25 protein-coding genes are annotated in these 26,859 nt (G+C 69.9%); 15 read left to right on the forward strand and 10 right to left on the reverse strand.

The features are described 5' to 3' along the window. Positions 1-102: 102 nt before the first annotated feature. Positions 103-1,116 (forward strand): branched-chain amino acid ABC transporter permease, encoded by a 1,014-nt coding sequence (locus tag ACFOGJ_RS00005; protein ID WP_379897311.1) that lies wholly within the window; start codon positions 103-105, stop codon positions 1,114-1,116. Positions 1,117-1,353: 237 nt separating this feature from the next. After that, positions 1,354-3,438, forward strand: coding sequence for a methyl-accepting chemotaxis protein (locus ACFOGJ_RS00010; protein ID WP_379897312.1), 2,085 nt, complete (start codon positions 1,354-1,356; stop codon positions 3,436-3,438). A 115-nt stretch (positions 3,439-3,553) separates the two neighbouring features. Here ACFOGJ_RS00010 and ACFOGJ_RS00015 read toward each other — a convergent pair whose 3' ends face one another. From ACFOGJ_RS00015 to ACFOGJ_RS00040, 6 genes are read right to left on the reverse strand one after another with little or no spacing between them, the layout of a single operon-like run. After that, entirely contained in the window at positions 3,554-3,745 is a 192-nt protein-coding gene (locus ACFOGJ_RS00015; protein WP_379897314.1) for a hypothetical protein, read from the reverse strand. Next, positions 3,696-3,965, reverse strand: coding sequence for a helix-turn-helix domain-containing protein (locus ACFOGJ_RS00020; RefSeq protein WP_379897315.1), 270 nt, complete (start codon positions 3,963-3,965; stop codon positions 3,696-3,698). Before ACFOGJ_RS00020 ends, ACFOGJ_RS00015 begins: the two co-directional genes overlap by 50 nt. Beyond that, the gene (locus tag ACFOGJ_RS00025) at positions 3,965-4,516 is read right to left on the reverse strand and encodes a hypothetical protein (protein ID WP_379897316.1); all 552 of its coding nucleotides are present in this window, start codon (positions 4,514-4,516) and stop codon (positions 3,965-3,967) included. Before ACFOGJ_RS00025 ends, ACFOGJ_RS00020 begins: the two co-directional genes overlap by 1 nt. A gap of 51 nt (positions 4,517-4,567) precedes the next feature. Then, a complete protein-coding gene (locus tag ACFOGJ_RS00030) occupies positions 4,568-6,214 on the reverse strand; it encodes a hydantoinase B/oxoprolinase family protein (protein WP_379897317.1) in 1,647 nt (548 codons plus the stop codon). Further along, a complete protein-coding gene (locus ACFOGJ_RS00035) occupies positions 6,211-8,262 on the reverse strand; it encodes a hydantoinase/oxoprolinase family protein (RefSeq protein WP_379897319.1) in 2,052 nt (683 codons plus the stop codon). Before ACFOGJ_RS00035 ends, ACFOGJ_RS00030 begins: the two co-directional genes overlap by 4 nt. Next, on the reverse strand, positions 8,259-9,530 hold the full coding sequence (locus ACFOGJ_RS00040) for an NAD(P)/FAD-dependent oxidoreductase (RefSeq protein ID WP_379897321.1): 1,272 nt from the start codon (positions 9,528-9,530) through the stop codon (positions 8,259-8,261). The genes ACFOGJ_RS00035 and ACFOGJ_RS00040 overlap by 4 nt, the downstream gene beginning before the upstream one ends. 146 nt (positions 9,531-9,676) lie before the next feature. Here ACFOGJ_RS00040 and ACFOGJ_RS00045 point away from each other — a divergent pair, with 146 nt between their 5' ends. After that, positions 9,677-10,528: an SDR family oxidoreductase gene (locus ACFOGJ_RS00045; RefSeq protein ID WP_379897322.1), complete on the forward strand. Its 852-nt coding sequence runs from the start codon at positions 9,677-9,679 to the stop codon at positions 10,526-10,528. A 6-nt stretch (positions 10,529-10,534) separates the two neighbouring features. Here ACFOGJ_RS00045 and ACFOGJ_RS00050 read toward each other — a convergent pair whose 3' ends face one another. Next, entirely contained in the window at positions 10,535-11,335 is an 801-nt protein-coding gene (locus ACFOGJ_RS00050) for an IclR family transcriptional regulator domain-containing protein (protein ID WP_379897324.1), read from the reverse strand. 171 nt (positions 11,336-11,506) lie between these two features. Between ACFOGJ_RS00050 and ACFOGJ_RS00055 the strand changes: the two genes are divergently transcribed. The 4 genes from ACFOGJ_RS00055 to ACFOGJ_RS00070 all read left to right on the forward strand — a co-directional run bounded on the left by ACFOGJ_RS00055 (position 11,507) and on the right by ACFOGJ_RS00070 (position 15,305). After that, positions 11,507-12,847 carry a Rieske 2Fe-2S domain-containing protein gene (locus tag ACFOGJ_RS00055; protein ID WP_379897325.1) on the forward strand — a complete coding sequence of 447 codons (1,341 nt, stop codon included), beginning with the start codon at positions 11,507-11,509 and terminating at the stop codon, positions 12,845-12,847. An 8-nt stretch (positions 12,848-12,855) separates the two neighbouring features. Beyond that, a complete protein-coding gene (locus ACFOGJ_RS00060; RefSeq protein WP_379897326.1) occupies positions 12,856-14,292 on the forward strand; it encodes a glutamine synthetase family protein in 1,437 nt (478 codons plus the stop codon). Positions 14,293-14,503: 211 nt separating this feature from the next. Then, the gene (locus tag ACFOGJ_RS00065; protein WP_379897327.1) at positions 14,504-14,983 is read left to right on the forward strand and encodes a type II 3-dehydroquinate dehydratase; all 480 of its coding nucleotides are present in this window, start codon (positions 14,504-14,506) and stop codon (positions 14,981-14,983) included. Positions 14,984-15,059: 76 nt separating this feature from the next. Next, positions 15,060-15,305 (forward strand): type II toxin-antitoxin system ParD family antitoxin, encoded by a 246-nt coding sequence (locus tag ACFOGJ_RS00070; RefSeq protein WP_379897339.1) that lies wholly within the window; start codon positions 15,060-15,062, stop codon positions 15,303-15,305. A gap of 75 nt (positions 15,306-15,380) precedes the next feature. On the opposite strand, the gene ACFOGJ_RS00075 is transcribed toward ACFOGJ_RS00070, so the two are convergent. The 3 genes from ACFOGJ_RS00075 to ACFOGJ_RS00085 all read right to left on the reverse strand — a co-directional run bounded on the left by ACFOGJ_RS00075 (position 15,381) and on the right by ACFOGJ_RS00085 (position 18,894). Beyond that, the gene (locus tag ACFOGJ_RS00075; protein WP_379897328.1) at positions 15,381-16,955 is read right to left on the reverse strand and encodes a benzoate-CoA ligase family protein; all 1,575 of its coding nucleotides are present in this window, start codon (positions 16,953-16,955) and stop codon (positions 15,381-15,383) included. 152 nt (positions 16,956-17,107) lie between these two features. Continuing rightward, on the reverse strand, positions 17,108-18,196 hold the full coding sequence (locus ACFOGJ_RS00080; protein ID WP_379897340.1) for an ROK family transcriptional regulator: 1,089 nt from the start codon (positions 18,194-18,196) through the stop codon (positions 17,108-17,110). A 44-nt stretch (positions 18,197-18,240) separates the two neighbouring features. Then, on the reverse strand, positions 18,241-18,894 hold the full coding sequence (locus ACFOGJ_RS00085; RefSeq protein WP_379897329.1) for an SGNH/GDSL hydrolase family protein: 654 nt from the start codon (positions 18,892-18,894) through the stop codon (positions 18,241-18,243). A gap of 471 nt (positions 18,895-19,365) precedes the next feature. On the opposite strand from ACFOGJ_RS00085, the gene ACFOGJ_RS00090 reads away from it, so the two are divergent. The 8 genes from ACFOGJ_RS00090 (at position 19,366) to ACFOGJ_RS00125 (ending at position 26,703) form a co-directional block, all read left to right on the forward strand. Continuing rightward, the gene (locus ACFOGJ_RS00090) at positions 19,366-20,445 is read left to right on the forward strand and encodes a substrate-binding domain-containing protein (protein WP_379897331.1); all 1,080 of its coding nucleotides are present in this window, start codon (positions 19,366-19,368) and stop codon (positions 20,443-20,445) included. Between the two features lie 61 nt (positions 20,446-20,506). Beyond that, positions 20,507-22,105 (forward strand): sugar ABC transporter ATP-binding protein, encoded by a 1,599-nt coding sequence (locus ACFOGJ_RS00095; RefSeq protein ID WP_379897332.1) that lies wholly within the window; start codon positions 20,507-20,509, stop codon positions 22,103-22,105. Next, on the forward strand, positions 22,102-23,049 hold the full coding sequence (locus tag ACFOGJ_RS00100) for an ABC transporter permease (protein ID WP_379897333.1): 948 nt from the start codon (positions 22,102-22,104) through the stop codon (positions 23,047-23,049). Before ACFOGJ_RS00095 ends, ACFOGJ_RS00100 begins: the two co-directional genes overlap by 4 nt. Positions 23,050-23,059: 10 nt before the next feature. Further along, a complete protein-coding gene (locus ACFOGJ_RS00105; RefSeq protein ID WP_379897334.1) occupies positions 23,060-24,010 on the forward strand; it encodes an ABC transporter permease in 951 nt (316 codons plus the stop codon). Positions 24,011-24,048: 38 nt separating this feature from the next. Next, complete coding sequence (locus tag ACFOGJ_RS00110) at positions 24,049-24,732, forward strand: SGNH/GDSL hydrolase family protein (RefSeq protein WP_379897335.1); 684 nt, start codon at positions 24,049-24,051, stop codon at positions 24,730-24,732. Positions 24,733-24,921: 189 nt separating this feature from the next. After that, a complete protein-coding gene (locus ACFOGJ_RS00115; RefSeq protein WP_379897336.1) occupies positions 24,922-25,425 on the forward strand; it encodes an ureidoglycolate lyase in 504 nt (167 codons plus the stop codon). A 14-nt stretch (positions 25,426-25,439) separates the two neighbouring features. Further along, entirely contained in the window at positions 25,440-25,805 is a 366-nt protein-coding gene (locus ACFOGJ_RS00120) for a cupin domain-containing protein (RefSeq protein WP_379897337.1), read from the forward strand. An 85-nt stretch (positions 25,806-25,890) separates the two neighbouring features. Further along, positions 25,891-26,703, forward strand: coding sequence for an SDR family NAD(P)-dependent oxidoreductase (locus tag ACFOGJ_RS00125; RefSeq protein ID WP_379897338.1), 813 nt, complete (start codon positions 25,891-25,893; stop codon positions 26,701-26,703). The last annotated feature ends 156 nt before the right edge of the window (positions 26,704-26,859 follow it).

Here is a 26,859-nt window from a genome sequence, read left to right on the forward strand (position 1 = left end):
TTTCCAAGTAGAATCAATGCCATGCACCCCGTCATCCGAAATCGTGCCGGACAGCACTGGGTCAGGCCCGAGGATGACGGCATCGTTTCGCGGCCTCGCCCGATGAACGCCGTCCTGCGCTTCCTCTGGCCGCTGCTGGCCCTGGCGGTGCCGCTGGCGCTGGTCGCGGTGCTGGGGTCGCAGGCGCCGACGGTCCTGCAGCGGGTGATCACCGAGGCCTTCATCAAGCTGGTGATGGTGGTCGGGCTCTATGTCTTCATCGGCAATTCCGGCGTGCTTTCCTTCGGCCATGGCGCCTTCATGATGCTGGGCGCCTATGCCTCCGCCTGGACCGTCACGCCGCTGAAGATCAAGAAGATCCTGATGGCGAACCTGCCCGCCGTCCTGAAGGAGAGCGAGCTGCCGGCGGCGCTGGGCGCCGGCATCGCGATGGCCTGGGCCGCGCTGATCGCGTTCCTGGTCGGCATCCCCCTGATGCGGCTGTCGGGGATCGCGGCCTCGATCGGCACTTTCTCGGTCCTGATGATCGTCACGGTGATCTATTCCAACTGGGATTCGCTGACCGGCGGCACCTCCTCGCTGGTCGGCCTGCCGGTCTACGTCAACATCTGGCTCGCCTTCGCCTGCGCGCTGGGCGCGATGATCGTGGCCTACCTGTTCCAGTGCACCCGCCTGGGCCTGGCGCTGCGGGCGGCGCGGGAGGACGAGGCGGCGGCACGCTCGGTCGGCATCCATGTCCACCGGGTCCGGCTGGCGGCCTTCACCCTTTCGGCGGCCCTGGTCGCGCTGGGCGGTGTCCTGCAGGTGCACTTCCTGGGCACCGCGAACGTGGCGCAGTTCTACCTCGGCGTGACCTTCCTGACCCTGGCCATGCTGGTGGTCGGCGGCACCGGCAGCCTGGCCGGCGCGGTCGTCGGCACCGCCGCCATCGCGATCGTCTCCGAGCTGCTGCGGCGTGTGGAGACGGGCTTCGACCTGTTCGGCCTGACGGTGAAGGCGCCGCCGGGCCTCCTGGAGGTCGGGCTGGCGATCGTGCTGATGGCGATCCTGCTTTTCCGCCCCCGCGGCCTGACCGGCGGGCGTGAGGTGCCTCTTCCCCGCGCCTGGCGACGGTAAGTCCGCGGCGGCCGTCCTGCACGCCCTGAGCAGAAATCCGGCACAGGGCACAAATATTCGTTGCCATTAAGAAGCTTTTTACGCCTTTCGGCTGATCCTGACCGAGCGGCATCGGAATCGGTGCCGAAGGGGAGAGGCGCCGACGGGCATTGCCCGCGATTCCGGTTTCCACGCCGCGAACGGCCTTGCTGCGTGCAGCAGGGATCGGCAGGCCAGAACAACAACAGGTGTAGAAGCATGACAAGAATCCTCACGAGCATGGGCCTCTCGGTCCAAATCGGCCTCGCCGTCCTGCTGCCTATTCTTGGCATGATCGCGCTGGCGGCCCTGATGATCCGCCAGGGTGCCGAGGATTTCACCGTCAAGTCGCACGAAGGCATCGAAAGCGGCGGCCTGGTGGAACTGGTCGACATGACGCCGATCTTCGCCGACCTGCTGGCCAAGCTGCAGAACGAGCGCGGTCGCACCGCCCTGCAGCTCGCCGACGGCAACGCCGAAGCGGCGCTGAGGGACGCCGTCGCCGCGACGGAAGCGACCCGCGAGGTGATGGCCACCGCGTTGTCGGAAACGCCGCCGGCCGGCTTCGGCACGAAGTTCGCCGGCGATGTCGATGCGATCCGCGCCAGCCTGGACGGTCTGGCGGAGCTGCGGGCCAGGGTGGAGGCGGGCGACATCTCGCCCGAAGAGGCGGTGGCCCAGTACAACGCGCTGAACGCGCAGATCCTGAAGCTGATGGAATATGCAGCGCGGCTGGGTTCCGACGCGGATATCTCCGACGCGATGACCGCCTATACAGCGCTTCTGCAGGCCACCGAATATCTCGGCCAGGAACGCGCCCTGGGCGGCATCGGCTTCTCCATGGGCTTTTTCGACACACCCACCTACCGCCGCTTCGTGCAGGTGATGAACGCCCGCGAGGGATCGCTGGAGCTGTTCCGTCGCTATGCCTCGGTGCCGGAGGTCGAGTTCTACGAGCAGAGCATGCAGGGCCCGGCGGTCGAGGCGGTCGACCGCATGACCCAGGTGGTCATCGAATATGCCACCACCGGGAATACCGGCGACATCGAGGGTCCCCAGTGGTTCGATGCGGTGAGCGCCGAACTCGCCCTGATGCGTGAGGTCGAGGCACGGGTCGGCAACAACCTGAACGACCTGGTGATGCACAAGGAGGCCGCCTTCGAGGACCGCATGACCTTCAGTGCCGGCCTTTGCGTGGTATTGGTGCTGATCGCCGCGATCTTCTCCTTCTTCGTTGCACGTTCCTTCATCAGTGCGGTGAAGCGCCTGACCGGCACGATGGAGGCCGCCGCAGCGGGCGATTACGGCGCGGAGGTGCGCGACACCAACCGCCGCGACGAAATCGGCGCGATGGCGCGCACGGTCGAGGTCTTCAAGGACGCGGTGAAGCGGGCGGACGAACTGGGCAAGGAGCAGGCCGCGGAGCGCGAACGCCAGCGGGAGGCGGCGGAGAGCCGTGCCCAGACTCTGGCGCGCCTGACCTCGGAGTTCGACGAGCAGGCCTCCGCCGCCCTGCAGGGCTTCACGAGCGCGGCCGAGCAGCTGTCGCAGCTGTCGGAACGGATGTCCGGCAGCGCCGACGAGGCAACAGCCCAGTCCAACGCCGCGGCGAACGCGTCCGAGATGGCGGCGCAGAACGTCCAGAACGTCGCCTCCGCCGCCGAGGAGCTCTCCGCCTCGATCAGCGAGATCTCCCGCCAGGTGGCGCAGGGCACGACCATGACCAGCGCCGCCGTCGGCGAGGCGGAGCGCGCCGACCGCCAGGTGCAGAGCCTGTCGGAAGCCGCGCAGAAGATCGGCGATGTGGTAAAGCTGATCAACGACATCGCCGGCCAGACCAACCTGCTGGCGTTGAACGCCACGATCGAGGCCGCCCGCGCGGGCGAGGCCGGCAAGGGCTTCGCCGTCGTCGCCTCGGAGGTGAAGAGCCTGGCGATGCAGACCGGCAAGGCGACCGAGGAGATCGCCGCGCAGATCGGCGGCATCCAGTCGGCCACCACCGACGCGGTGGCGGCGATCAAGGGGATCAGCGGCACCATCACCCAGATCAGCGAGGTGGTGACCTCTATCTCCTCCGCCGTGGAACAGCAGGGCGCCGCCACGCAGGAGATCGCCAATTCCGTGCAGCAGGCCTCCGCCGGTACGCAGGAGGTTTCCAGCAACATCGCCAATGTCAGCAATGCCTCCCGCACCACCGGCGAGGTGGCCGGCGAGGTCCGCCAGTCCGCGGGCGAGATGCAGCGCCAGTCCGATGGACTGCGGGAGTCCGTCGACAGCTTCCTGACGCGGGTGCGGGCCGCCTGAACGGCCGCACCTTCACCCACCCTCCCCGGCAACCGGCCCATCGGTTTGCCGGATCGGACGGCCGTCCCGCATCCCTGGCGGGACGGCCGTTTCCGTTGGCGGGGCGGCCGGCCGGTCAGTCCGGCACGATGCGCGGCGGCGGCCAGTCGGCCGGCGGACGGTAGCCCGGCCCGCCATCGGCACGGCATTGCCGCGCGCCCTCGCAGGCGGAGGCCAACAGGTCGCGGCCCGTCGCCCGCCAGTCCCAGCCGCCGCAGCTACTCAGCAGCATCGGCAGCAGGAGCGCCACCAGGACCCGCTGCCTCATCGGATCCCTCTCCCCTGTCCGGGACATAGCGCAGGATGTCGCCCGGCTGGCAGTCCAGGCAGGCGCAGATCCGCCCCAGGGTCTCGAAACGCACGCCTTTCACCTTGCCCTGCTTCAGCAGGGAGAGGTTCGCCTCGGTGATGCCGACCTGCACCGCCAGGTCCTTGGAACGCACCCGCCGCCGCGCCAGCATCACGTCCAGGGTCACTTCGACCGGCATCAGACGATCTGCGCATGGTCTTCGGCGATCGCCACCGCCCGCGCCATCACCGCCGAGATCGCCCAGACGGCACCACCGAAGACCAGGGCCATCACAGGCCCGCTCTCCAGGGTCAGCACCAGGGCGCGCTGTCCCGGCGACTGCCCCACCGACAGCAGCAGCGCGAGGAGGGTCGGCACCAGGAGGCCGGCCAGTCCCGACAACGCGACACGGCCGCCGAAGGCACGCAGCGCCGCGACATTGCCGCCCGTCAGGTAAGCGCCCCGCCGGAACAGGCCGAAGCAGGTCGCGGCCGATATCAGACCGGACGCCAGCAGCAGGGACGGCAGCATCGCCAGCAGTCCGCCGAACCAGAGCTGCCAGTTGGCCAGGACCGCGCCCGGCGGCAGGCCGGCCTGCGCCGCCAGAGCCGCCGGCTCGGTCCTTGCCCAGGTCCAGACGACGGCCAGCGGCAGCGCGACGGCCAGGGCAAGGCAGAGCAGCACGAGGACACCGCTGAGGCGGCGGAGGCCGGATTCGTCCGGCGGCATGGCGGTTGAAGCGGCAGGCATGGCGGCACCTTTCGGGCGATCAGCGAATGTTTTCTGTTAAACAATAATTCATTATCGCTCAACAGAAATCCCAGCCTTCCCATCTGCCTTGTCGCCCGCCCGGGCCGCAGCCGGGCGCGCGGCCGGATCGCCCAGCCCGGCGCCGCCACAGGTCTCCACCGTCAGGCGGTCGCCCCGGTTCAGCACCAGGCTGCATTTCGACGGCAATGTCTCGATACGGCCGTCGGCCCGTTCGACCCGGGCCGCGGCCGGTGCCGGCGCGCCGCCCCCGGCGCTGCCGGCCGGCACATTGCGGAAGCGTTCGCCGCGGTGGGTGACCTGAATGCCGTCGGCCAGCGCCTGGTAGCAGCGGCGGATGCCCAGCCCGCCGCGCCAGGTACCGTCGCCGCCGGAGCCCGGCCGCAGGCCTGCCGCGACGACCCGCAGGGGCGCCGCCTCCTCCAGCATCTCCGCCGGCATGTTCATGGCATTGCCGACATCGGTGGAGACAGCGTCGGCGCCGTCGGCATCCGGCGCGGCCCCGGCGCCGCCGGCGACGATTTCGCCGAACATGAACGGCCGGCCGTCGGGCCAGCGGCCGGAAAAGGCCAGCACCAGCGACATGCCGGAATTGGCCGCCGGCATCCGCCCGGCCGCGGCCTGCGCCAGGGCCTGCAGGATCGCCGACATGCAGAGCCGCACCGTCGCCATGCGGCCGTTGACAGCCGCCGGCGCCGCGGCGTTCACCACGCTGCGTTCCGGCAGGCGGAGGTCCAGAGCCCGCAAAGCGCCGGCATTGGCCGGGGTGCCGCGCGGCGCCAGGCTGAGCAGCGCATAGAGCGCGGCCGCCAGCGGGCCCGAGGCGACGCTGTTCACCGGCCCGGCGACCTGGGCGGCGGAGCCCTCGAAATCCACGACAAGGCTGTCGCCCGCGACTTCCAGGGTCACGGCGACCGGTACCGGGACGCCGGCATCGACCCCGTCATCGTCCAACGCGTCGCGGCCCGTGTAGCGGCCGTCGGGCAGGCCGGCCAGGGCGGCGCGCACCGCCGCCTCGCTGCGGTCCAGCAGGCGGGCGGCGCCGTCGGCGAAAGCCTCCGGCCCGATCTCGCCCGCGATCTCCCGCACGGCGCGGGCGGCGGTCACTGCGGCCGCCACCTGCGCGCCCAGATCGCCTTCCATCACCTCCGGGGTGCGGCTGTTCAGGCAGAGCAGGCGCAGCACCGCAGGCTCCGGCCGGTCGGCGGCGCCCAGCTTCAGCGGCGGGATCCGCAGGCCCTCGTGGAACACTTCGCGGGCATCGGCAGGGACCGAACCGGGCCGCAGCCCGCCGACATCCTGGTGGTGCAGCATGCTGGCGGCCAGTGCCGCCGGCACCCCGTCCAGCAGGATCGGCCGCAGTAGGGTCAGGTCCGGCAGGTGGGTGCCGCCGCAGAACGGGTCGTTCATCAGGTAGAGGTCGCCGTCCGCCATGCCGGCGACCGGAAAGCGGTCCAGGATCGCCGCCACCGACGGGATCAGCGCGCCCAGATGCAGCGGGATCGACTGCGACTGCGCCAGCGCCTGCCCGGCCGCGTCGAACAGGCAGGCGGAAGCATCCATGCCTTCCTTCACGATCGGCGAATGGGCGCTGCGCATCAGCGCCTCCTGCATCGCCTGCGCCACCCCTTCCAGCCGGTGGCGCAGCACATCGACGCCGATATCGTCCAGCCGGCTCATCGTGCCGCGCCCGCCGCCGGCTGCAGCAGCAGGCTGCCGCCGGAAAGCACCGTTGCGGACCAGCCGGGCGGCAGCAGGGTGGTGCTGTCCGCCTGCGCGATCACCGCCGGCCCGGTCACGGTCTCGCCAGCGCCCAGGCCGGCCCTGTCCAGCACGTCGGCAGGGACAGGCCCATCGGCGTCGAAAGCCACCCGGCGCGTCGCGGGCGGACGGGCCGCAGCAGCGGCCGGCGGCGGCAGCCGGTCGACCAGCGGCGGCGCCTGGCGGACCGCCCGCAGGGCGAACAGCTTCCAGGCGCCGGACTGGCGGAAGCCGAACAGTCGCTCATGCTCCGCCTCCAGCATCGCCCCCAGCGCCGCCACCGGATCCTCGCCCTCGGGCTCGAAGGCCAGGGTCAGCGGATGGCTCTGCCGGGCGAAGGCCAGGTCCGCCTCGAAATGCAGCCGGTCGCGGCCGGCCGGCACCCCCTCCGCCCGCATCAGCATCTCCGCCTCGCCCGCTAGGGCCTGGCCGATCAGCACGATCTCGCCCGGCAAGATATCGTCGGAGGCCCGCATCAGCGGCTGCTCGCAGGCCTGGGTCACCGGCGCGCAGAACAGGCCGATGGCCGCCATGGCGCCCGGCGCGGGCGGCACCACCACCCGGCGGATGCCGGCCAGGCCGGCGATCGCCGCTGCATGCAGGCCGCCCGCCCCGCCCATCGCCATCAGGGTCAGGTCGCGCGAATCCAGGCCGCGGGCCAGCGCCGCCAGCCGCAGCGCATTGGCCATCTGCACGTTGGCGATGCGATGCGCGCCCAGCGCCGCCGCCACAGGCGGCAGGTCGAGCGGCGCCGCCAGGTCGCGGCGGATCGCTGCCTCCGCCAGGTCGGGCCGCAGCGCGAGCCGGCCGCCGGCGAAACCCTGCGGGTCCAGATAGCCCAGCAGCAGGGAGGCATCGGTCAGGGTCGCCCGCTCGCCCCCCAGTCCCAGGCAGGCGGGCCCGGGATCGGCACCGGCGCTCTCCGGCCCCACCTGCAGGCTGCCGCCGGCCGCCACCCGGGCGATGGAGCCGCCGCCGGCACCGATCGCGGCGACATCGACCATCGGCACCCGCAGGTCGTGCCCGTCGATGCTGCCGCCCTGGCGGATCGCCGGAACGCCGTCCAGCACCAGGGCCAGGTCCGAGGTGGTGCCGCCGATGTCGATGGTCGCCACCTTCGCCTCGCCCAGGTCGCGGGCCAGGGTGGCCGCGGCCAGCACCCCGGCGGCGGGGCCGGAGAGCAGCAGGCGGCTGGGCACCCCGGCGACCCGCCCTGCGGATTGCAGCCAGCCGGCCGAGGTGACGACCTGAAGCGGCGCGGCGATTCCGGCCGATGCCGCATGCGCCGCCACCCGGTCCAGGTAGCGGCCCACCACCGGCTTCACATAGGCGTCGAAGCAGGTGACGCCGGTGCGCTCGAACTCCCGCGGGCGGGGATCGGCCTCCGACGACAGCGACAAGGCGAGGCCCGGCTGGCGATCGCGCAGGATCTCCGCCGCGCGGCGCTCATGCGCCGGGTCCAGATGGGCGAACAGGAAGACGATGGCGACCGCCTCCACCCCGGCGGCGGCCAGGTCGTCCGCCGCAGCGGCGACCGCCGCCTCGTCCAGCGGCTCGACTTCCGTTCCGTCGGCGGCGATGCGGCCCGCCACTTCCAGCCGCAGGCGGCGCGGCACCAGGAAGACCGGCGCGCGCGGGCGCGCCACCGGGTCGTAAAGGTCGCGGCGGTTCTGCCGGCCCAGTTCCAGGACGTCGCGGAATCCGGCGGTGGTGATCAGGCCGAGGCGCGCGCCCTTGCGCTCCACCAGGGCGTTGGTGGCCACCGTGGTGCCGTGGCGCAGGCTGGCGACCTGCGCGGGCTCGATCGCCAGCTCCGCCAGGGCGGTGTCCAGCGCCGCCGCCATCGCCGCCTCTGGCGCGGCGCGACTGGAGGGCAGCTTGGCGATCCGCAGCGCCCCGTCCGGGCCACGGGCCACCACGTCGACGAAGGTGCCGCCGATATCGACCGCCAGGTCGGTAGCGGTCATGAGAAGCGGTCGATGCGGAACGGCGAAAGGTCGATCGCGGGCGCCTCCCCCGCCATCAGCTGCGCCACCAGCCGCCCGGTGGGCGCGCCGGAGCACATGCCGACATGCTGGTGGCCGAAGGCGAAGATTGTCTTCGGGAAGCGGCGATCGCGGTCGATCACCGGCAGGCTGTCGGGCAGGCAGGGCCGGTGCCCCATCCAGTTCGACGGCCGGGCGGCCTGCAGGTCGGGGAACATCTCCTGGCAGATCTCCCCCAGCCGGTCGGCGCGGTCGTAGTTCGGCGCGGCGTCCAGCCCGGCCAGCTCCACCGTCCCGGCGATGCGCAGGCCCGGCGCCATCGGGTTGGCGAAAACGCTGCGCCGATTCCACATCACCGTGCGGTTCACGGTAATGCCGGGATCGGCGAAGGTGACGTGATAGCCGCGCTGCGTCTCCAGCGGCACCCTGTGGCCCAGCCGGCCGGCCAGCCGCTTCGACCAGGCACCGGCGGCGATCACCAGCCCGTCGACCGGCAGACGCCCGTCGGCGGTGACCAGCGCCGTCGGCCCGTCGGGCCCGATCTCGATGTCGCGGACCTCCGCCTGCAGGATCTCGCCGCCATCGGCGGCCACCTGGCCGGCGATCGCCTTCACCAGGGCGGAGGGGTCGACGGTGCGCCCGTTGTCGGGGGCGAAGATGCCCTTCACGAACTTGCGGTTCAGCGCCGGTTCCAGCTGATGCATCTCCTCCGGGCCGACCACGTCGAGCTGTGCGCCCAGCTCGCGGCGCAGCTGCAGCAGGCGGCCGGCGGCGGCGAACTCCGCCTCCGTCTCGTAGACGTAGAGGCAGCCGTTGCGCCGCACCAGGTCCTCCGCCCCGGCCGCCTTCAACAGCGGCTCATAGCAGTCGAAGACCGGGGTCATCAGGCTGGACATGGCGGTGGCGACCCGGCGCACTTCCTCCGGCCGGGCGTGGCGCAGGAAGCGGACCAGCCAGGGCGCGACGAAGGGCAGGTAGCGCCAGCGCACGGTGAGCGGCCCCAGCGGGTCCATCAACCAGCCGGGCACCCGCTTCCACATCCCCGGCATCGCCACCGGCAGCACTGCGCTGGGGCTGAGCGAGCCGGCATTGCCGAAGGAGGTCGCCATGCCCGGTTCCAGCCGGTCGACGATGGTGACGGCGAAGCCCGCCCGCTGCAGGTAGGCGGCGCTGCACACGCCGACGATGCCGGCACCGATCACGGTGACATGGCGCGGGCGGTCGGTGCTTGTCTTTGCGGTCTCTGTCACCCGGCAGGCCTCGGTTTTGTTCGATCACCGAACATCGGTTCGGATATTAGCCTAGAGGCAGGATCGCAGGCCGGCAATGCCCACGGAATAACGCTGGGGGATAATGCTGGGGAATAATGCCGGGTCCGATTGGGAGGGGGGAGCCGATGTTCCGGGACGATCTGCTGCGCGACGAACGGATCCTGGTCACTGGTGGCGGCGGCGATCTGGGCCGTGCCATGGCCGCACGGTTCCTGGACCTGGGTGCGTCGGTGGTGCTGTGCGGCCGCAGCCCGGAGCGGCTGGACGCGGCGCTTGCCGCCCCCGCCATCGCGCGCCATGCAGAACGCGCAACGGCGCTGCCCTGCGACCTGCGCGACCCGGCGGCCGTCGCCGCCATGATGGAGAGGATCTGGCAGGACGGACCGCTGACCGTGCTGGTCAACAACGCCGCCGCCAACTTCATCGCGCAGACGGAACGCCTTTCGGCGCGGGCGGCCGACGCGATCCTGGGGCCCAGCCTGCACGGCGCGCTCTACGCCACCCTGGAGGCGGGGCGGCGCTGGATCGATGCCGGCGACCGCGGCACCGTGCTCTCCATCCTCTCCACCTCCGCCCGCACCGGCCGCGCCTTCACCGCCCCGTCGGAGATGGCGAAAGCGGGACTGGAGGCGATGACGAAAAGCCTGGCGGTGGAATGGGGGCCGAAGGGTATCCGCATGGTGGCGATCGCACCCGGCGCGTTCGAGACGGAGACCGCCGCCCGCCAGCTGCGGCCCGGCGCGGGCGACGGGGATGAGGGCGGCTTCGCCGGTCTCGCCGAATGGATCCCCGACGGCCGGCTCGGTCGGACGGACGAACTGGCCGACCTCGCCGCCTTCCTGCTCTCCGGTCCGGCGGCGCATATCACCGGCGAGACCATCGCCATCGACGGCGGGGCGCATCTGCGCAGTTCGGGTGCGGAGGACCTGCTGCGCTGGCCGCAGGAAAAGTGGGACGCGGTGCGGCAGCGGCGGTAGCCGGACCTACAGGAGCTGCGTGCGCAGCGCCGCCGCCTCGCGCTGCAGGACCGGCAGGAAGCGGTCGCGCAAGGTGTCAAGGCTGGCGGCCTCCACCCGGGCGCCGACATTCAGCGCCGCGACCGCCTTGCCGTCCAGCCGCCGCAGCGGCACCGCGACGGAGCGGAACCCCAGCTCCGCCTCCTGGTCGACGATCGCATAGCCGTCCGCGCCGGCAGCCGCGATCCGGTCCAGCAGGTCGCCGCGGCCGGTGACCGTGTGCGAGGTCGCCGGTGCCAGGTCGGAGCGGTCGAGGAGCGCGTCGCGTTCCGCCGCCGTCAGCTCCGCCAGCAGCACCCGGCCCAGCGAGGTGCACCAGGCCGGCAGGCGGAAGCCGACCCCTGGGCCGACATCGATGAAGCGCGGCGGCGCGGCATGGGCGATCATCACCACCTGGGTGCCGTAGAGCACGGCGGTGGAGCAGGTCTCGCCCAGTTCCTTGGTTATCCGCTCGCAGGTCGGCTGCAGCACGGTGGAAACGGCACTGGAGGACAGGAAGGCGGCGGCCAGGTCCAGCACCTTCGGGGTCAGGCGGAACAGCCGCCCCTCCGCCTCGACATAGCCCAGATGCACGAAGGTCAGCAGCACCCGCCGGACGGTGGCGCGCGGCAGGTCGACCGCCTTCGCCAGCTCCGACAGGGTCATCTGCCGCGCCTCCTCGTTGAAGGCGCGGATCACCCGCATGCCGCGGGCCAGCGCCTCCGAGAAATCCGGCCCCGCCGCCTCCCGGCTGCGGCGTTCCGCGTCATCCTTGCGCAGACGCGCCATGGCGGTTCCTTCGACACAGGCCGGCCGGCGGCTTGCCCGGCCGGTCGCGATGAATGTATAATTTCCGAACGTTTGTTCGTTAGTCGAACATTGCCACAACGGCCGGCGCCTGTCCATGCGGCAACGTACCGGCCGACGGCACCTGTTCCGCCCATTCGCGGGAGGCCAAGGATGATCACCCAGGACCGCAACGACCGCATGACCCGCATCGGCCCCGGCACGCCGGCGGGCAACTGGATGCGCCGCTACTGGCAACCGGTCGCGCTGTCGGACGAACTGGCCGGCAACCGGCCGCTGCGCGCCGTGCGCCTGCTGGGCCAGGACTTCGTGCTGTTCCGCGACGAGGCCGGCCGGCTGGGCTTCCTGGACCGCGACTGCCCGCATCGCGGCGCCGACCTGGCCTTCGGCCGCCTGGAGGATGGTGGCCTGCGCTGCGTCTTCCACGGCTGGCTGTTCGATACCGAGGGCAAGTGCCTGCAGACCCCGGCGGAACCGCCGACCAGCCGGATCTGCCAGCATGTCCGGCAGCCCTCCTACCCGGTGGTGGAGCGCAACGGCATGATCTTCGCCTATATCGGCGGGGGCGATGCGCCGGCCTTTCCCGCCTTCGACTGCTTCGCCGCGCCCGACAGCCATGTCTTCGCCTTCAAGGGGCTGATCGAGTGCAACTGGCTGCAGGCGCTGGAGGTCGGCATCGACCCGGCCCATGCCTCCTTCCTGCACCGCTTCTTCGAGGACGAGGACCCGGACTCCGCCTATGGCAAGCAGTTCCGGGCGAAGTCGACCGATTCCGACCTGACCATGACCCAGGTGCTGCGGCAGTTCGACTGCCCGGAGCTGCAGGTGGAGACCACCGACTACGGCATGCGCCTGTTCGCCCTGCGCAAGCTGGACGAGGCGAAGATGCATGTCCGGGTCACCAACATGATCTTCCCGCACGGCTTCGTCATCCCGCTCAGCCCGGAGATGACGATCACCCAGTGGCATGTGCCGGTCGATGACGTCAGCTGCTACTGGTACGCCTATTTCACCAGCTTCACCGATGCGGTCGACAAGGAGGCGATGCGCGCCCAGCGCCTGGAACTCTACGAACTGCCGGACTACCGCTCGCGGCGGAACCGGTCCAACGACTATGGCTATGACGCCGCGGAGCAGCGCGACCGGACCTATACCGGCATGGGCGAGGACATCAACGTGCACGACCAGTGGGCGGTGGAGAGCCAGGGCCGCATCCAGGACCGCACCCGCGAGCATCTGGGCGCCACCGACAAGGGCATCGTCACCTATCGCCGCCTGCTGATGAAGGCGATCAAGGATGTGGAGGAGGCGCGCGCCCCGCTGCTCGCCCTGGGCGAGGAGGATGCCGGCACGATCACCGGCCCGGCGACCATCGACCTGGTGGCGCCGAGCGCGGAATGGGAAAACGCCTGGCGCGCCGGCGAGCAGCGCAAGCGGGCGAAATGCCCCTGGCTCGAGGACGCCAACACCGCCCAGTTCGACCGCGCGAGCTGAGCATCGAAATGGCAAGCTTCGTAGACCGGCACGGCCTCTGGACAGACGAACAGGAGAAGGCCGGACAGGAGGTCGAGGAGCGGCTGCGCACCGGCGCCTGCGGCGTGGTGCGCTTCGTCTTCCCCGACCAGCATGGCATCCTGCGCGGCAAGACCCTGGTCACAGGCACCGCCCTGTCGGGCCTGCGCAACGGCTTCCCGATCACCTCCACCCTGCTGCTGAAGGACACCTCCCACAAGACGGTCTTTCCGGTCTTCACCGCCGGCGGCGGCTTCGGCGAGCGGCAGCTGCAGGGTGCGGCGGACGTCATCATGGTCCCCGACCCGGCCACCTTCCGCACCCTGCCCTGGGCGCCGCATTCGGGCTGGATCCTCTGCGACCTCTATTTCCCCGACGGCAAGCCGGTGCCGTTCGCCACCCGCGACCTGCTGCGCCGCCAGGTCGCGGCGCTGGGCGAGGCCGGCTACGACTTCATGTCGGGGCTGGAGGTGGAGCTGCACCTGTTCCGCATCACCGACCCGAAGCTTGGCCTGGGCGATGCCGGGCAGCCCGGCAGCCCGCCGGAGGTGGAGCTGCTGACCCAGGGCTTCCAGTACCTGACGGAGCTGCGCTACGACCAGCTGGACCCGCTGGTGGAGGTGATCCGCGCCACCTGCGAGGGGCTGGCCCTGCCGCTGCGCTCCATCGACGTGGAGTTCGGCCCCAGCCAGCTGGAGCTGACCTTCCAGCCGGCGACCGGGATCCTGCCCGCCGACCAGATGATGATGCTGCGCAACGCGGTGAAGCAGGTCTGCCGGCGGGAGGGCATCCACGCCACCTTCATGTGCCGGCCGAAGATGCCGTCGGTGATGTCCTCGGGCTGGCACCTGCACCAGTCCCTGGTCGACCGGAACACCGGCACCAACGCCTTTATCCCGGACGGGGACGAGGTGCTGCCGCCGGCCGGCATGGCCTACCTGGCCGGCCTCTTGGCCCATGCCCGCGACCTGGCCGCCTTCGCCACGCCGACGATCAACGGCTATCGCCGCTACCGCCCCAATTCGCTGGCGCCGGACCGGGCCAGCTGGTCCCGCGACAATCGCGGCGTGATGCTGCGGGTGTTGAGCCAGAAGGGCGACCCCGCCTCGCGGATCGAGAACCGGCTGGGCGAGCCCGCGGCGAACCCCTATCTCTACCTCGCCTCGCAGATCGCCGCCGGCCTGGACGGCCTGAACCGCGGGCTCACCCCGCCGCCGCCGGTCGACACGCCGTACGACAATGACAGCCCGCGCCTGCCCACCTCGCTGCCGGAGGCCCTGGCGGCGATGGCCGACAGCCCGTTCGTGGCGGAGGCGTTCGGCAAGCCCTTCGTGGACTATTTCCTGACCATCAAGCGGGCGGAGGTCGAGCGCTTCAACCTCGACGTCACCGAGTGGGAACAGCGGGAATATTTCGACCTGTTCTGACAACCCTGGCGCTTCGGCGCCCCAATAGTTCCTGTCATCCCCGGGCCCGACCCGGGGATCGATCAACGCTCGGCGACGCCGCTCATTCTTGCAGCGGTGCCGTCCTGCCATGATCCTCGGCCAATGGCGCGGAACTCTGGGCCCGAGGATGACGGCGGGCCCGGTGGCTCCGCCGCGCCCGGAAAGGCAGTCGGCGGCACGGGAGGGCGGCATGGCCGAGCTGACGATCCTGAACGGACCCAACCTGAACCTGCTGGGCGAACGCGAGCCGGAGATCTACGGCACCACCACCCTGGCGGCGATCGAAGACAGCTGCCGCGACCTGTGCGGCAGCCTGGGCATCGAGCTCGTCTTCCGGCAGTCCAATGTCGAGGGCGAGCTGATCAATCTTATCCATGCGGCCCGCCGGACCTCGCAGGCGCTGGTGATCAACCCGGCCGGCCTGTCGTTCTATTCGGTTTCCCTGGTCGATGCGCTGCGCACCTTCGCCGGGCCGATCGTGGAACTGCACCTCTCCAACATCCATGCCCGCGACGAGCTGCACCGGCACTCGATCGTCTCGTCCAGTGCGACAACGGTGATCTGCGGCGCCGGCCCCTACGGCTATACCCTCGCCGTCCTGGCCGCCGCCCGCGCCCTGGGGGCGCTGCCCGCCGGCCTGCCGGAGGCGATCCGCAGCGGGCCGGCATGACACGGTACGATTTGCGCCGGGGCCAATCGCTTCTAGTATCGACGGGGTGCGCAGCCGGGAGCCGCCAGTGGCAAAGATGACACCGATCGACCTGGGGCCGCATTTCGAGCGGCTGATCGCCGACGAAATCGCCTCCGGCCGCTATGCCTCCGCCGGTGAGGTGGTCCGCGACGGCCTGCGTCTGGTGGAAGAACGGCGGCAGCGTCTCGAGGCATTGGACCGTGCGATCGATGCCGGCCTGGCCAGCGGCATCGCCGAGGATTTCTCCTGGGACGACATGCAGGCGCGGGTCAGGACGCGGGTCGCAGACCGGCAGTCGTGATCGCCTGAACATGGCGCGCGTCCACTTCACGCGTGCAGCCGCAGCCGATCTCGAACAGCGGGCCCCGCCGCCCCCTCACGCCCCCTGGCGCAGCTTGAAACGCTGGATCTTGCCGGTGGCGGTCTTCGGCAGTTCGGGCACCACATCGACCCAGCGGGGATATTTCCACTTGCCGATCAGCTTCTGGACATGCGCCTTCAGCGCCTCCAGGTCGAGATCGGTCCGGCCGCCCTTCAGCACGACATAGGCCTTCGGCTTCTCCAGCCCCTCCTCGTCGCGCCAGGCGACCACCGCCGCCTCCAGCACTGCGGGGTGGGAGACCAGGGCCTGCTCCACCTCAAACGGCGAGACCCAGATGCCGGAGACCTTGAACATGTCGTCGGTGCGGCCGCAATAGACGTAGCGACCCTCCGGCGTCAGCTCGTACTTGTCGCCGGTACGGGTCCATTCGCCCTCGAAGGTGGTGCGGGTCTTGCTGCGCTGGTTCCAGTAGCCGTCGGCCGCCGAGGCGCCGCGCACCAGCAGTTCGCCCACCTTCGGCTCCTCGCCCGCCTTCGGGGCGGCGATCTCGTTGCCGGCCTCGTCCACCAGGCGCAGCTCGTAGCCCGGCACCGCGGTGCCGGAGGTGCCGTAGACCACCTGCCCCGGCCGGTTCGACAGGAAGATGTGCAGCATCTCCGTCGAGCCGACGCCGTCCAGGATGTCGACGCCCCAGGCCGCCTTCCACTTGCGGCCGATCTGTTCCGGCAGCGCCTCGCCGGCGGAGATGCAGGCGCGCAGCGGCGCGTCGGGCCGCGCGGCCCTTCCGTCCCAATAGTCCAGGATCGCGGCATAGAGGGTCGGCACGCCGCAGAAGATCGTCGGCCGCTGCTCGGCGAGGATGGCGGAGACCGTCTCCGGCGTCGGCCGGCCGTCGAACAGGATCGTGGTGGCGCCGACCGACATCGGGAAGGTCATCGCATTGCCCAGGCCATAGGCGAAGAACAGCTTCGCCACCGAATAGAGCAGGTCGTCTTCGGCGATGCCCAGCACCTGCGCGCCATAGGTGTCGGAGGTGGCCTTCAGGCTGCCATGCACATGCTTCACCCCCTTCGGCCGGCCGGTGGAGCCGGAGGAGTAGAGCCAGAAGGCGACCTCGTCCTCGTCCGCGATCACCGCCTCGGCCGCTTCGGCGCCTGCGATGAAATCGTCGAACGCCTCCGTGCCGTCCGGCGCGCCCTCCGGCACCGGGCCACCCACAACCACCACCTTGCGGATGAAGGGGTTCAGCGGCAGGGCGGCGGCGACGGTGTCGTACAAAGCGGCGGAGACGAACAGACAGGAGGCGCGGCTGTCGTGGAAGATCTCGTCATAGACCGAGGTCGACAGCAGGGTGTTCAGCGGGATCGGGTTCACCCCGGCCTTGATCGCACCCCAGAAGATCACCGGGAAATCGACGCTGTCCAGCATCAGCATCAGCGCGCGCTCGTCGCGGCGGATGCCGGTCCGGGCGAGCGCCCCCGCCATCTGCGCGGTGCGCGCCGCCAGCGCGCCATAGCTGATCTCGCGCTTCGCGCCGGCGGCCTCACGGAAGGCGGTCTTGTCGCCGCGGCCCTCGCCAGTGTGACGGTCGACGAAGTACAGGGCCGCATTGGCCGAGTCCATGCTCATGTCGTTTCCGCTCCCCTTGACCCGATCGCTGCGGCAGAGCCGCTTCGGCCCACCGCGCCAGGTCGTATTTATGACATATAATGCATTCCTGCCGCCTGATTCCGCTCAAGGCAAGTGCATTTTATTGCATAATGGGACGTCCGCCCCGACGCTCACTGGACCATGAAGCGGGAGCTGAACGGCAGGCTCGCCGCACCCACCGCCTTCGCCGAGGTACCGATGCCGCTGGCCACGGCCCTCACGCCGGGCAGGACCGAGGTCAGGTCGTCGCAGATCCCCTGACAGATCCGCGCCGGCGCATAGGAGGCCAGCACCACGGTCTTCAGCTCGATGAACTGGGTCAGCCCCTCGATCGACTGCCGCAACCGGTCGCGGCACTGCCGGCGCCAGGCGTCGAAGGCGGCACCGCCGTCGGGCCAGTCCCTGTCGCCGTCCCAGAGCGAGCCGTCGAGCCGGCCGGCCGCAGCCAGCGCCGCCTCCAGCCGGAGCAGGCCGGTGTCGAAGCTGACCTCGGAATTGCCGTAGTAGATCTGATGGTTCAGCACCAGGCGGCCACGCAGCCGCGCGCCCAGGAAGAAAAACAGATAATCGTCCAGGGTCTTGGCAACGCCGAACATGCTTTCCGCACCGGCGGTCGCCGTGACGTCGTTCTGCAGGAAGACCGGCAGGCCGACCGACTGCTCGATCCGGCCCTGCAGCGCGCCGGATTCCGCCAGGCTGCCGTCGGCAAGGCTTTCGCCCGCCTCCACGTCCTGCGGGAGCGCCAGGCCGATGCCGGCAACCCGCGCCTGCTGGGCGGCGGGCAGCACGGCAATGGCATCCCGCACCGCCGCGAGCAGCGGCGCATCCGCCTCCCGCAGGGCCGGCAGCGGCAGCCGGGCATGGAAGCGGACGGTGCCGACGAAGTCGATCAGGACGATGTCGATCCAGCGATAGCTGAAGCCGATGCCCACCGCATAGGCGCCTTCCGGGTTCAGCGAGAGCGGGATCGTCGGCGGCCCCACCCGGCCCCGCTGTGCCTCGCCCTTGGCGACCAGCCCCTCCTGCACCAGGGACCGCACGATCACCGAGACGGTCTGCGCCGAGAGGCCGGTTCGCTCGCCGATCTCCATCCTGGAGATGCCCTCGTTCTGCAGCAGCAGCGACAGCACCAGCCGCTCATTGTAGCTGCGTACGCTGAGCGCGTTGAGGCCGCTTGCGCGATCGGCGATCCGCAGCGGGTTCGGCGGCGCAAACCTCATGTCAGGCAAGGGCGAACCTCGTCATCGCTGCCGTGCGGGCGGGCTCAGCCGGCGGCATCGGCCCAGCCGATCGCCTCGATCTCCTGGGCGAGCGCCACGCCCAGCGCCTCATGTGCCGCCGCATCGATGTGGAAGCCGTCGGCCGGGCTGCAGGCCACGACGGAGCCGGCGTCGAAGAAATGCACTTCCAGGGAATCGGCGATGATCTCGAATTCCAGGGCCAGCCGGCGCGATTTCTCCTGCGCGCCGGCGAAGATCGATTCCCATTCCTTGATGTCGTCCAGCATCGGCGGCGGCGCCACGACCATGATCTCCGGCACCGCACCGCGCGGTCCGGGCGCCAGTTCCTTGATGTCGTAGACCAGGCAGCCGATCCCCATCGCCACCTCCGAGGGCGGCATGTGGAAGCGCACCTTCAGATCGTTGGTGCCCAGCATCAGGATCACCAGGTCCAGCGGGGCATGGCTCTGCAGGCAGGGGCGCAGATAGAGGCGGCCGTTCTTGTGCGCCCCTTCGATCGGGTCGTCGTGGACGGTGGTGCGGCCGCTCAACCCTTCCTCGATGACATGCCAGCCGGCGCCGAGCTGTGCCTGCAGGATGCCCGGCCAGCGCTGCTCGCGCGCATAGCGGTCGAGCGGCCCCATCCCGGGTATCTGGCCGTGGGTGTTGGAGTCCCCGAAGCAGAGAATGGATCGCATGTCGTTGTCCCGATCTCGCGTCCGGCAGGTCGCCGCCAGGCCGGCAAGCCCGCCTCCCTGCGGACTTCCGGGTCCGCCGCAACATGCGGCGCTGCCCGGCGCGGAGCAAGAGCGTTCGGGCCAGGGCCAATTATTCATTCACAATGACTAACTATTGACAGGCCCCACGGCCCGTGATTTTTTCATCTGCGGAGGAGGACGATCAGGGCCGGTTGCGTCAGCAGCCGAAGCGAAAAAGCGCCGCCGGCGACGAATGTCCGGCAAGGCTTTCAGCGAACCGGCACAGGCACGACATTCCGCAGGGCTTTCGTCCGCACCGCCGAACGGCGGCGCGGAAGCCGTACCTGCGTGCCCGCCGCCGAACACTGCATCGCATCGGCCCGGCCGATCCTGCCGGCGCCACCGTGCCGGACAAGGCACCTCGCATCGACGAGGCGGAACGACAACGATTCAGTCGGGAGGAAATCACCAATGTTCGAAGTCGCGAAGAGATTCGCAGCAGGCCTGATCCTGGGCACCGCCCTGATCGCCGGAACGACGGCGCAGGCCGAGGAGGTCGTGCTGATGGAGGGCGTCTCCCCCCATCCGGACGATGCCCGCATGACGGAGGCCGGCGCCTTCGAGACGGCGCCGCCCTGGACCATCGGCATGAGCCATTTCGGCGTGAACGCCAATACCTGGACCGTGCAGATGGCGCATGACACCGAGGCGGCGGCCGCGCGCGACGACCGGATCGGCAAGTTCATCCTGCTGGATGCCAATATCAGCCAGGCCAAGCAGGTCGCCGATATCGAGGACCTGATCGCGCAGAAGGTCGATGCGCTGATCGTCACGCCGCTGACGCCGACCTCCGCCGATGCGGGCATCGAGAAGGCGGTCGCCGCCGGCATTCCCGTCATCGTCCATACCGGCCTGACGGAGACCGACGCCTTCACCGTCGACATCCAGGGCGGCGCCCAGAATTTCGGCAAGGTGATGGGCGACTGGCTGGTCAAGGAGCTTGGCGGCAAGGGCAAGATCTGGGTGCTGCGCGGCCTGCCGGCGCATCCGGAGGATATCAACCGCTACAAGGGCCTGCTCCAGGCGCTGGAGGGCAGCGAGGTCGAGATCGTCGCCGAGGATGTCGGCGCCTGGCAGTACGACAACGGCAAGAAGGTCTGCGAGACTTTCTTCCTGAACGATCCCGACGTGGACGGCATCTGGTCGTCCGGCGCCGACATGACCCGCGCCTGCGTCGACGTGTTCAAGCAGTTCGGGGCACCGATCCCGCCGATCACCGGCGAGGGCAATAACGGTTTCTTCGGCCAGTGGATCAACGACGGCTTCAGGTCGATCTCCGCCGAGTACGGCCCGGAGCAGGGCGCCGCCGGGATCCGCGCCGCCGTTGCGCTGCTGGAAGGCAAGCCGCTGCACAAGCGCTATGTCTACTGGCCGGAAGGCTGGGACCTGGAGAAGGTCAAGCAGCATCATCGCCCCGACCTCTCCGCGAATGTCTGGTTCCCCACCAGCCTGAGCGAAGAAGATCTGCAGAAGTACTACGGCACGAAATAGCCGTACCCGCCTCGACCGCGCGGCCGGCAACGCCGGCCGCGCCCTTTTCCCGGCGATGCCGATGCAGCATTCCCCCGAGTCCGCGCCACCTGAACCCGCCCTGATCGAGATGTCCGGGATCGGCAAGGCCTATGGCGGCAGTGTCGCGCTGGACGGTGTCGCACTCACCCTGCGCGCGGGCTCCGTCCATGCGCTGATGGGCGAGAACGGGGCCGGCAAGTCGACCCTGATGAAGATCCTCGCCGGCGTGGTGGAGGCCGATGCCGGCAGCATCAGGATGGCCGGCGCGCCGCTGCGCCTCCGCGCCCCGCGGGAGGCGCTCGACCGCGGCATCTCGACCGTCTTCCAGGAACTCTCCCTGCTGCCCAACCTGTCGATCGCGGAGAACCTGTTCCTCGGCAAGGAGCCGGTGACCCGGACCGGCGCGGTGGACCGGCGGACGATGCAGGCGCGCAGCGCCGAGACCCTGCGCGCGCTCGGCCTCGACCTGGACCCGGCCACCCTGGTATCGGAGCTGAGCATCGCCCAGCGGCAGTTCGTCGAGATCGCCCGCGGCATCTCCGCCAATGCCCGGGTCTACATCCTGGACGAGCCGACCGCTGCCCTGAATGCCGCCGACGTCGAGATGTTGAACCGCCATATCCGGCAGCTGAAGGCGCAGGGCAACGCCATCATCTACATCTCCCACCGCATGGACGAGATCTTCGCGATCTGCGACACGGTGACGGTCCTCAAGGACGGCCGCAACGTCGCCACCTGCGCGATGGATCAGGTGACGCCGCAAAGCCTGATCGCCATGATGGTCGGGCGCGACATCGCCGACCTGTTCCCCGCCCGCAGCGGCGTACCCGGCGCATCGGTCCTGTCCGTCGAAGGGTTCCGGCTGGCCGCCGACAGCCGGCCTTTCGCGCTGAGCCTGCACAAGGGGGAGATCGTCGCCCTCGCCGGGCTGGAGGGACAGGGGCAGCGCGAATTCCTGCGGGCCCTGGTCGGCCAGTTCCATCCGTTCGCAGGCACCGTGACGGTCCGCGGCCAAGCCCTGCCGATGCCGGTGCCGGCAGCCTCCGGCATCCGCCTGCTGCAGGCGCGCGGACTGGGCTTCGTGCCAGAGGACCGCAAGGACGAGGGCCTGTTCCTGCAGCTCTCCGTCGCGCACAACCTGTCGATCGGCCTGCATGCCGCGCGCGGCGCCTTCGCGCTGGCGCGGCGCCATGGCCGTGCGGTCGCGGAAATCATTGCGCGGATGGCGGTGAAGACGCAGGGACCGGCCGCTTCGGTCGGCTCCCTATCGGGCGGCAATCAGCAGAAGGTGCTGCTGGGCCGCTACCTGGCGGCCGGCAGCGACATCCTGCTGGTGGAGGAACCAACCCGCGGCGTCGATATCGGTGCCAAGGCGGAGATCTACCGGCAGCTGCGCGACTTCGCGGCGGCCGGCGGCGCGATCCTGGTCCTGTCGCGCGAGACGATCGAGTTGATCGGCCTGTGCGACCGGATCTACGTGATGCACGACCGCACGATCGTCGGCGAGATGCCGGCGCGGGAGGCCACGGAGCACGCAATCCTGGATGCCGCGCTGATGACCCGGCCGCAGGTGGATGCGTCCATGCCGGCCGCCGGCGCAAGAGCCCGGCCCATCACCGCAGGAGCGGAACCGACATGACAGCGACCATGCGCCGGCTGCTGACCGGGCAGAATTCGCGGCAGGGCCTGTGGTTGATACCGCTGCTCATCGGCGGCATCGCCTGCATCCTGCTGGCGCTGCGCAGCGAAGAATTCCTGAACGCCCAGAACCTGCTGAACCTCGTCGCCCAGGCGGTGCCGCTGCTGGTGATCGCCATCGGGCAGATGCTGGTCATCCTGGTCCGCGGCCTGGATCTCTCGGTCGGCGCGGTCGTCAGCCTGACCACCGCGATCCTGGCGCTCGATGCGCCCGGCTATGTCGTCCTGCCTGCCGCCTTCCTCGCCGCGGCGCTGGTCGGCGCGGTCAACGGCATCGCCGTCACCCGGCTGCATGTGCATCCGATCATCGCCACCCTGTCGATGATGATGATCGTGCAGGGCGGCACCATGCTGCTGCGGCCGGTCGCCGGCGGCACGATCCCCGCCATCGTCACCGACCTGGTCACCGGCGAGGTTCTGGGCATCTACATGCCGCTGGTCTGGGCGGTGCTGGTGCTGCTGCTGGGCTGGAAGCTGATCCACGGCTCCCGCTTCGGCCTGCACCTGTTCGCCATCGGCGGCGGCCCCGAGATCGCCCGCGCCTTCGGCATCGCCGACCGGCGCAACGTACTGCTGGCCTATATCGCCTGTTCCCTGTTCGCCGCGCTGGCCGGCTGCTTCCTGGCCGGACGCATCGCCTCCGGCGATCCCAATATCGGCACCCCCTTCGCGCTGGATTCGATCACCGCGGTCGCGCTCGGCGGCACCCAGCTGGCCGGCGGCGTGGGCAGCCTGCAGGGCACGGTGACCGGCGCCCTGATCATGGCCCTGCTGGCCAACGGCATGAACCTGGAGAACCTGTCGGCCTTCATCCAGACGGCGGTGAAGGGTGCCATCCTCCTGGTCGTGGTGGCCCTGCAGCCGCGCCGGTTCATGGGCCTGTAGGGGAAGCGCGATGGCGGCCATCTTCCATGCGACCCTCCGGCGGCTGGCGGCCGTGCCGCCGGCCTACTACGTCTTCGCCGTACTGGTGCTGGTGCTCTGGTTCACCCGCCCGCAGCTCTTCAACCTCAACGTCATGGGCGTCTTCATCCGCCAGGTGGCGCCGCTGGGCATCGTCGTCCTGGGGCAGCTGCTGGTGATGAACGTCCGCTCCATCGACCTGTCGGCGGGCGGCATCATCCTGCTGGTCAACTACTACATCTCTTCCGGAATGTTCGGCGCCGCCGGGCCCGAGCTTCTGGTGCCCGTCAGCATCGCCACCGGCCTGGGGGTCGGCCTGTTCAACGGCATGATGGTCGGCATCAGGCGCGCCTCCGCCGTGATCGTCACGCTGGGCGTGAGCATCGTGCTGATCGGCATCGTGCAGTTCCTGGCGAACGGCAAGCCGCCCGGCAATGTGCCGCAGGTCTTCAACGCCGCCTACAATGCAAAGCTGTTCGCGGTGCCGCTGCCGATCCTGGCCTGGATCGCCCTGACCGCCCTGATGGCGGTCTTCCTGTCGCGCTTCGTGTTCGGCCGTTTCGTGGCCGCCGTTGGCGACAATCCGGTCGCGGCGCATTTCTCCGGCGTGCCGGTGCGGCGCACCGTGATCGCAGCACATACGATCTCCGGCCTGATGGCCGCCCTGGCCGGGCTGGTCCAGACCGCCTCCATCGCGGTGGGCAGCATCCGCTTCGGCCTTGACCTGTCGCTGAACGCGGTGGCCGCCGCGATCCTGGGCGGCGTGATCTTCGGCCGCGGCGAAGGCGGCGTCTGGGGACCGTTCTTCGGCGTGCTGTCCTTTGCCCTGCTGTTCGTCGTGATGACCACCCTGGGCATCAAGGAGCCGGGCAAGCTCGTCGCCCAGGGCCTGATCATCCTGCTGGCCGCCACCCTGTACGGGCTGCGCAGGGCCAATGCCTGACCCAAGCCTGAACCAACATTCCGAAGGAGGAGAAGCCGATGACAGAGACCAGACGCATCATGTGCTTCGGCGACAGTCTGACCTGGGGCTGGATCCCCGTCGCCGAGGGCGCACCGACCCTGCGCTATCCCTTTGCGGAGCGCTGGACCGGCGCGATGGCCGCGCATCTGGGAGCAGGTTTCGAGATCGTCGAGGAAGGGCTGAGCGCGCGCACGACCAACCTGGACGATCCCACCGATCCCCGGCTGAACGGCAGTGCCTACCTGCCGTCCGCGCTGGCCAGCCACCTGCCGCTGGACCTGGTGATCGTCATGCTGGGCACCAACGACACGAAGTCCTTCTTCCACCGCACCCCCTACGAGATCGCCAACGGGATGGCGAAGCTTGTGGGCCAGATCGCCGGCAGTGCCGGCGGCATCGGCACCCCCTACCCGGCGCCGCGCACCCTGGTCGTCGCGCCGCCGCCCCTCACCCCGATGCCCGATCCCTGGTTCCAGGGCATGTTCGAGGGCGGCCACGAAAAGACGAAGGAACTGGCGCGCCACTACGCGGCGCTGGCCGCCTTCTTTAAGGTCGACTTCCTGGATGCCGGAACGGTGATCAGCACCGACGGCGTGGACGGCATCCATTTCACCGCGCAGAACAATGCCGATCTGGGCCGCGCCCTGGCCGCCAAGGTGACGGAGATCTTCGCGCGGGCGGCGGTCGACACCGCCGCATAGACGGCCGGCGACCGGGGCGGACCGCGCGAGACTGCAGACCACCGGCCCCGGGCCCGGGCCCGGCCCGGTCTCTGCACTTTGGTTGCACATGCCGGGCGACGCCATGCACAAGGCGTCTGCGATCCGTGCTTGATCGATCCTCGATCCGCGCCTGAGGATATCGCCATCCCGCAGCGCATGAGGACCCGGATGACGGAAACCACGATCCAGGCGGAGCCGCTGACCGCCGCCGCCTTCGCCCCGTTCGGACAGGTGATCGACCCGGAGCCGGCGACCGGCAAGCGGCTCGGCTTCGGCACCACGATCCGCTTCGACGACCTGATCGCCTTCGACTTCGGCGACGGGCGGGCGAAGCTCGACGTCTACCGGGTGCAACCGGCGACAGGCGCGATCCCGGTGCCGTTCCTGGAGCGCCACCCGCTGTCGACCCAGCTGTTCGCCGCCCTCACCCCGGCGCCCTTCCTGGTGGTGGTGGCGCCGCCGCTGGCCGATGCCGACGGCCCCGACCCTGCCCGGATCCGCGCCTTCCAGGGGCGGCCGGGACAGGCGATCTCCTACCATCGCGGCACCTGGCACGGCGCGATCCTGGCGCTGGAACGGGAGACCGACTTCATTGCCATCGACCGCGGCGGGCCGGAGCCGAACCGCGACGTTGCGGACATCGGCGGCGTGTCCGTCCTGCCGCTGCGCTGAGGGGGGAGGCCGCCATGAGCCGCAAGCCGGTCAACATCCGCGACAAGCTCGCCCTGTTCCACGACCATTGGTCGCCGCGGGTGGTGGCGGAGATGAACGACTACCAGTTCAAGCTGGTGAAGCTGCAGGGGGCGTTCGTCTGGCACGACCATCCCGACACCGACGAATGCTTCCTGGTGATCGACGGCGCGCTGCGCATCGAGCTGCGCGACGGCACCGTCGAGCTACAGGCGGGAGAAATGTACGTGGTGCCGAAGGGTGTGGAGCATCGCCCCGTCGCGGAGACCGGGGCGCATGTGATGCTGATCGAGCCGCGCGGGGTGGTGAATACCGGCGAGGCCGGCGGCGCCCTGACGGCGGAGAACGACATCTGGATTTGAGCCTTACCCCTGGTGACCCGAAGCTGTCCATTCTATGAATGGTCAGTCCAATTGAACGGCGCAGGCCGCAGGGGGAGAAACGCCGATGAAGCTGAAAGATCGGGTCGCCATCGTCACGGGCACCAGCCCCAATATCGGCGGCGGCATCGCCGAGGCGCTGGCCGCAGAGGGCGCGGCCCTGGTCGCCGTCGACGCGGTGGCTGAGAACGCCAATGACTGCGCCGCCTATATCCAGGGCCAGGGCGGGAAGGCCCTGGGCATCACCTGCGACGTCACCGACGAGGCGCAGGTGAAGGAAGCCGTCGCGCAGGCAGTCGCGACGTTCGGCAAGGTCGACGTGCTGGTCAACAACGCCGCCATCTTCAACAAGCAGGGCGTGCTGGACATGTCCTACGACTTCTGGCTGCGCCAGACCGGCATCATCCTGGGCGGCGCCTTCCTGTTCACCAAGCATGTCGCCCAGTCCCTGATCGAGCGGCAGCTGCCCGGCAGCATCATCAACATCATCTCGACCGCCGGCCACCAGGGCGAGCCGCGCAATGTCGCCTATTCGACCTCCAAGGGCGGGCTGATGAACTTCACCCGCTCCACCGCGATGGAACTGGTGAGCCACAACATACGGGTGAACAGCCTGACGCCGACGGCCACCGACCGCGCCGAATCCTTCGACCGGGCGGAGCGCTGGGGCCGCAAGGTGGAGCGGCCGGCGACCGACGTGATGGCGCCCTACCGCGCGAAGATCCCGATGCAGAAGCTGCCCTCGCCCAGCGACTATGGCCGGGCGGCGGTGTTCCTCGCCTCCGACGATGCGGCGATGATCACCGGTACCGACCTGCGGGTGGATGCCGGCGCAATCGCCCGCTACTGGCCCTGGGACCCGTCCGAAAAGGGGATGTGACGGGCCGACTTCGTCGGCATCGGCCCTCGAGCCTACGGCATCCACAGATCTGATCGACCGCCTTCCCTGCCGCGGTCATTCCATGGCTTGACCCACTGGTGTCCGGTTTAGTGGTCATGTCCATTGGAGTGCCATCTGTTGGCTGTCTGGAGGTGA

The organism is Marinibaculum pumilum (assembly GCF_042646425.1).
Classification (GTDB): Bacteria; Pseudomonadota; Alphaproteobacteria; order Ferrovibrionales; family Ferrovibrionaceae; genus Marinibaculum; species Marinibaculum pumilum.

What these genes read in the sequence shown, in the direction of transcription:
- ACFOGJ_RS00010 (WP_379897312.1), top strand. Translation starts at nt 1,354, where the DNA reads ATGACAAGAATCCTCACGAGCATGGGCCTCTCGGTCCAAATCGGCCTC.
- ACFOGJ_RS00085 (WP_379897329.1), bottom strand. Translation starts at nt 18,894, where the DNA reads ATGCGATCCATTCTCTGCTTCGGGGACTCCAACACCCACGGCCAGATA.
- ACFOGJ_RS00020 (WP_379897315.1), bottom strand. Translation starts at nt 3,965, where the DNA reads ATGCCGGTCGAAGTGACCCTGGACGTGATGCTGGCGCGGCGGCGGGTG.
- ACFOGJ_RS00005 (WP_379897311.1), top strand. Translation starts at nt 103, where the DNA reads ATGAACGCCGTCCTGCGCTTCCTCTGGCCGCTGCTGGCCCTGGCGGTG.
- ACFOGJ_RS00015 (WP_379897314.1), bottom strand. Translation starts at nt 3,745, where the DNA reads ATGAGGCAGCGGGTCCTGGTGGCGCTCCTGCTGCCGATGCTGCTGAGT.
- ACFOGJ_RS00090 (WP_379897331.1), top strand. Translation starts at nt 19,366, where the DNA reads ATGTTCGAAGTCGCGAAGAGATTCGCAGCAGGCCTGATCCTGGGCACC.
- ACFOGJ_RS00125 (WP_379897338.1), top strand. Translation starts at nt 25,891, where the DNA reads ATGAAGCTGAAAGATCGGGTCGCCATCGTCACGGGCACCAGCCCCAAT.
- ACFOGJ_RS00115 (WP_379897336.1), top strand. Translation starts at nt 24,922, where the DNA reads ATGACGGAAACCACGATCCAGGCGGAGCCGCTGACCGCCGCCGCCTTC.
- ACFOGJ_RS00120 (WP_379897337.1), top strand. Translation starts at nt 25,440, where the DNA reads ATGAGCCGCAAGCCGGTCAACATCCGCGACAAGCTCGCCCTGTTCCAC.
- ACFOGJ_RS00100 (WP_379897333.1), top strand. Translation starts at nt 22,102, where the DNA reads ATGACAGCGACCATGCGCCGGCTGCTGACCGGGCAGAATTCGCGGCAG.
- ACFOGJ_RS00045 (WP_379897322.1), top strand. Translation starts at nt 9,677, where the DNA reads ATGTTCCGGGACGATCTGCTGCGCGACGAACGGATCCTGGTCACTGGT.
- ACFOGJ_RS00025 (WP_379897316.1), bottom strand. Translation starts at nt 4,516, where the DNA reads ATGCCTGCCGCTTCAACCGCCATGCCGCCGGACGAATCCGGCCTCCGC.
- ACFOGJ_RS00080 (WP_379897340.1), bottom strand. Translation starts at nt 18,196, where the DNA reads ATGAGGTTTGCGCCGCCGAACCCGCTGCGGATCGCCGATCGCGCAAGC.
- ACFOGJ_RS00075 (WP_379897328.1), bottom strand. Translation starts at nt 16,955, where the DNA reads ATGAGCATGGACTCGGCCAATGCGGCCCTGTACTTCGTCGACCGTCAC.
- ACFOGJ_RS00095 (WP_379897332.1), top strand. Translation starts at nt 20,507, where the DNA reads ATGCAGCATTCCCCCGAGTCCGCGCCACCTGAACCCGCCCTGATCGAG.
- ACFOGJ_RS00030 (WP_379897317.1), bottom strand. Translation starts at nt 6,214, where the DNA reads ATGAGCCGGCTGGACGATATCGGCGTCGATGTGCTGCGCCACCGGCTG.
- ACFOGJ_RS00105 (WP_379897334.1), top strand. Translation starts at nt 23,060, where the DNA reads ATGGCGGCCATCTTCCATGCGACCCTCCGGCGGCTGGCGGCCGTGCCG.
- ACFOGJ_RS00035 (WP_379897319.1), bottom strand. Translation starts at nt 8,262, where the DNA reads ATGACCGCTACCGACCTGGCGGTCGATATCGGCGGCACCTTCGTCGAC.
- ACFOGJ_RS00110 (WP_379897335.1), top strand. Translation starts at nt 24,049, where the DNA reads ATGACAGAGACCAGACGCATCATGTGCTTCGGCGACAGTCTGACCTGG.
- ACFOGJ_RS00070 (WP_379897339.1), top strand. Translation starts at nt 15,060, where the DNA reads ATGACACCGATCGACCTGGGGCCGCATTTCGAGCGGCTGATCGCCGAC.
- ACFOGJ_RS00050 (WP_379897324.1), bottom strand. Translation starts at nt 11,335, where the DNA reads ATGGCGCGTCTGCGCAAGGATGACGCGGAACGCCGCAGCCGGGAGGCG.
- ACFOGJ_RS00055 (WP_379897325.1), top strand. Translation starts at nt 11,507, where the DNA reads ATGATCACCCAGGACCGCAACGACCGCATGACCCGCATCGGCCCCGGC.
- ACFOGJ_RS00065 (WP_379897327.1), top strand. Translation starts at nt 14,504, where the DNA reads ATGGCCGAGCTGACGATCCTGAACGGACCCAACCTGAACCTGCTGGGC.
- ACFOGJ_RS00060 (WP_379897326.1), top strand. Translation starts at nt 12,856, where the DNA reads ATGGCAAGCTTCGTAGACCGGCACGGCCTCTGGACAGACGAACAGGAG.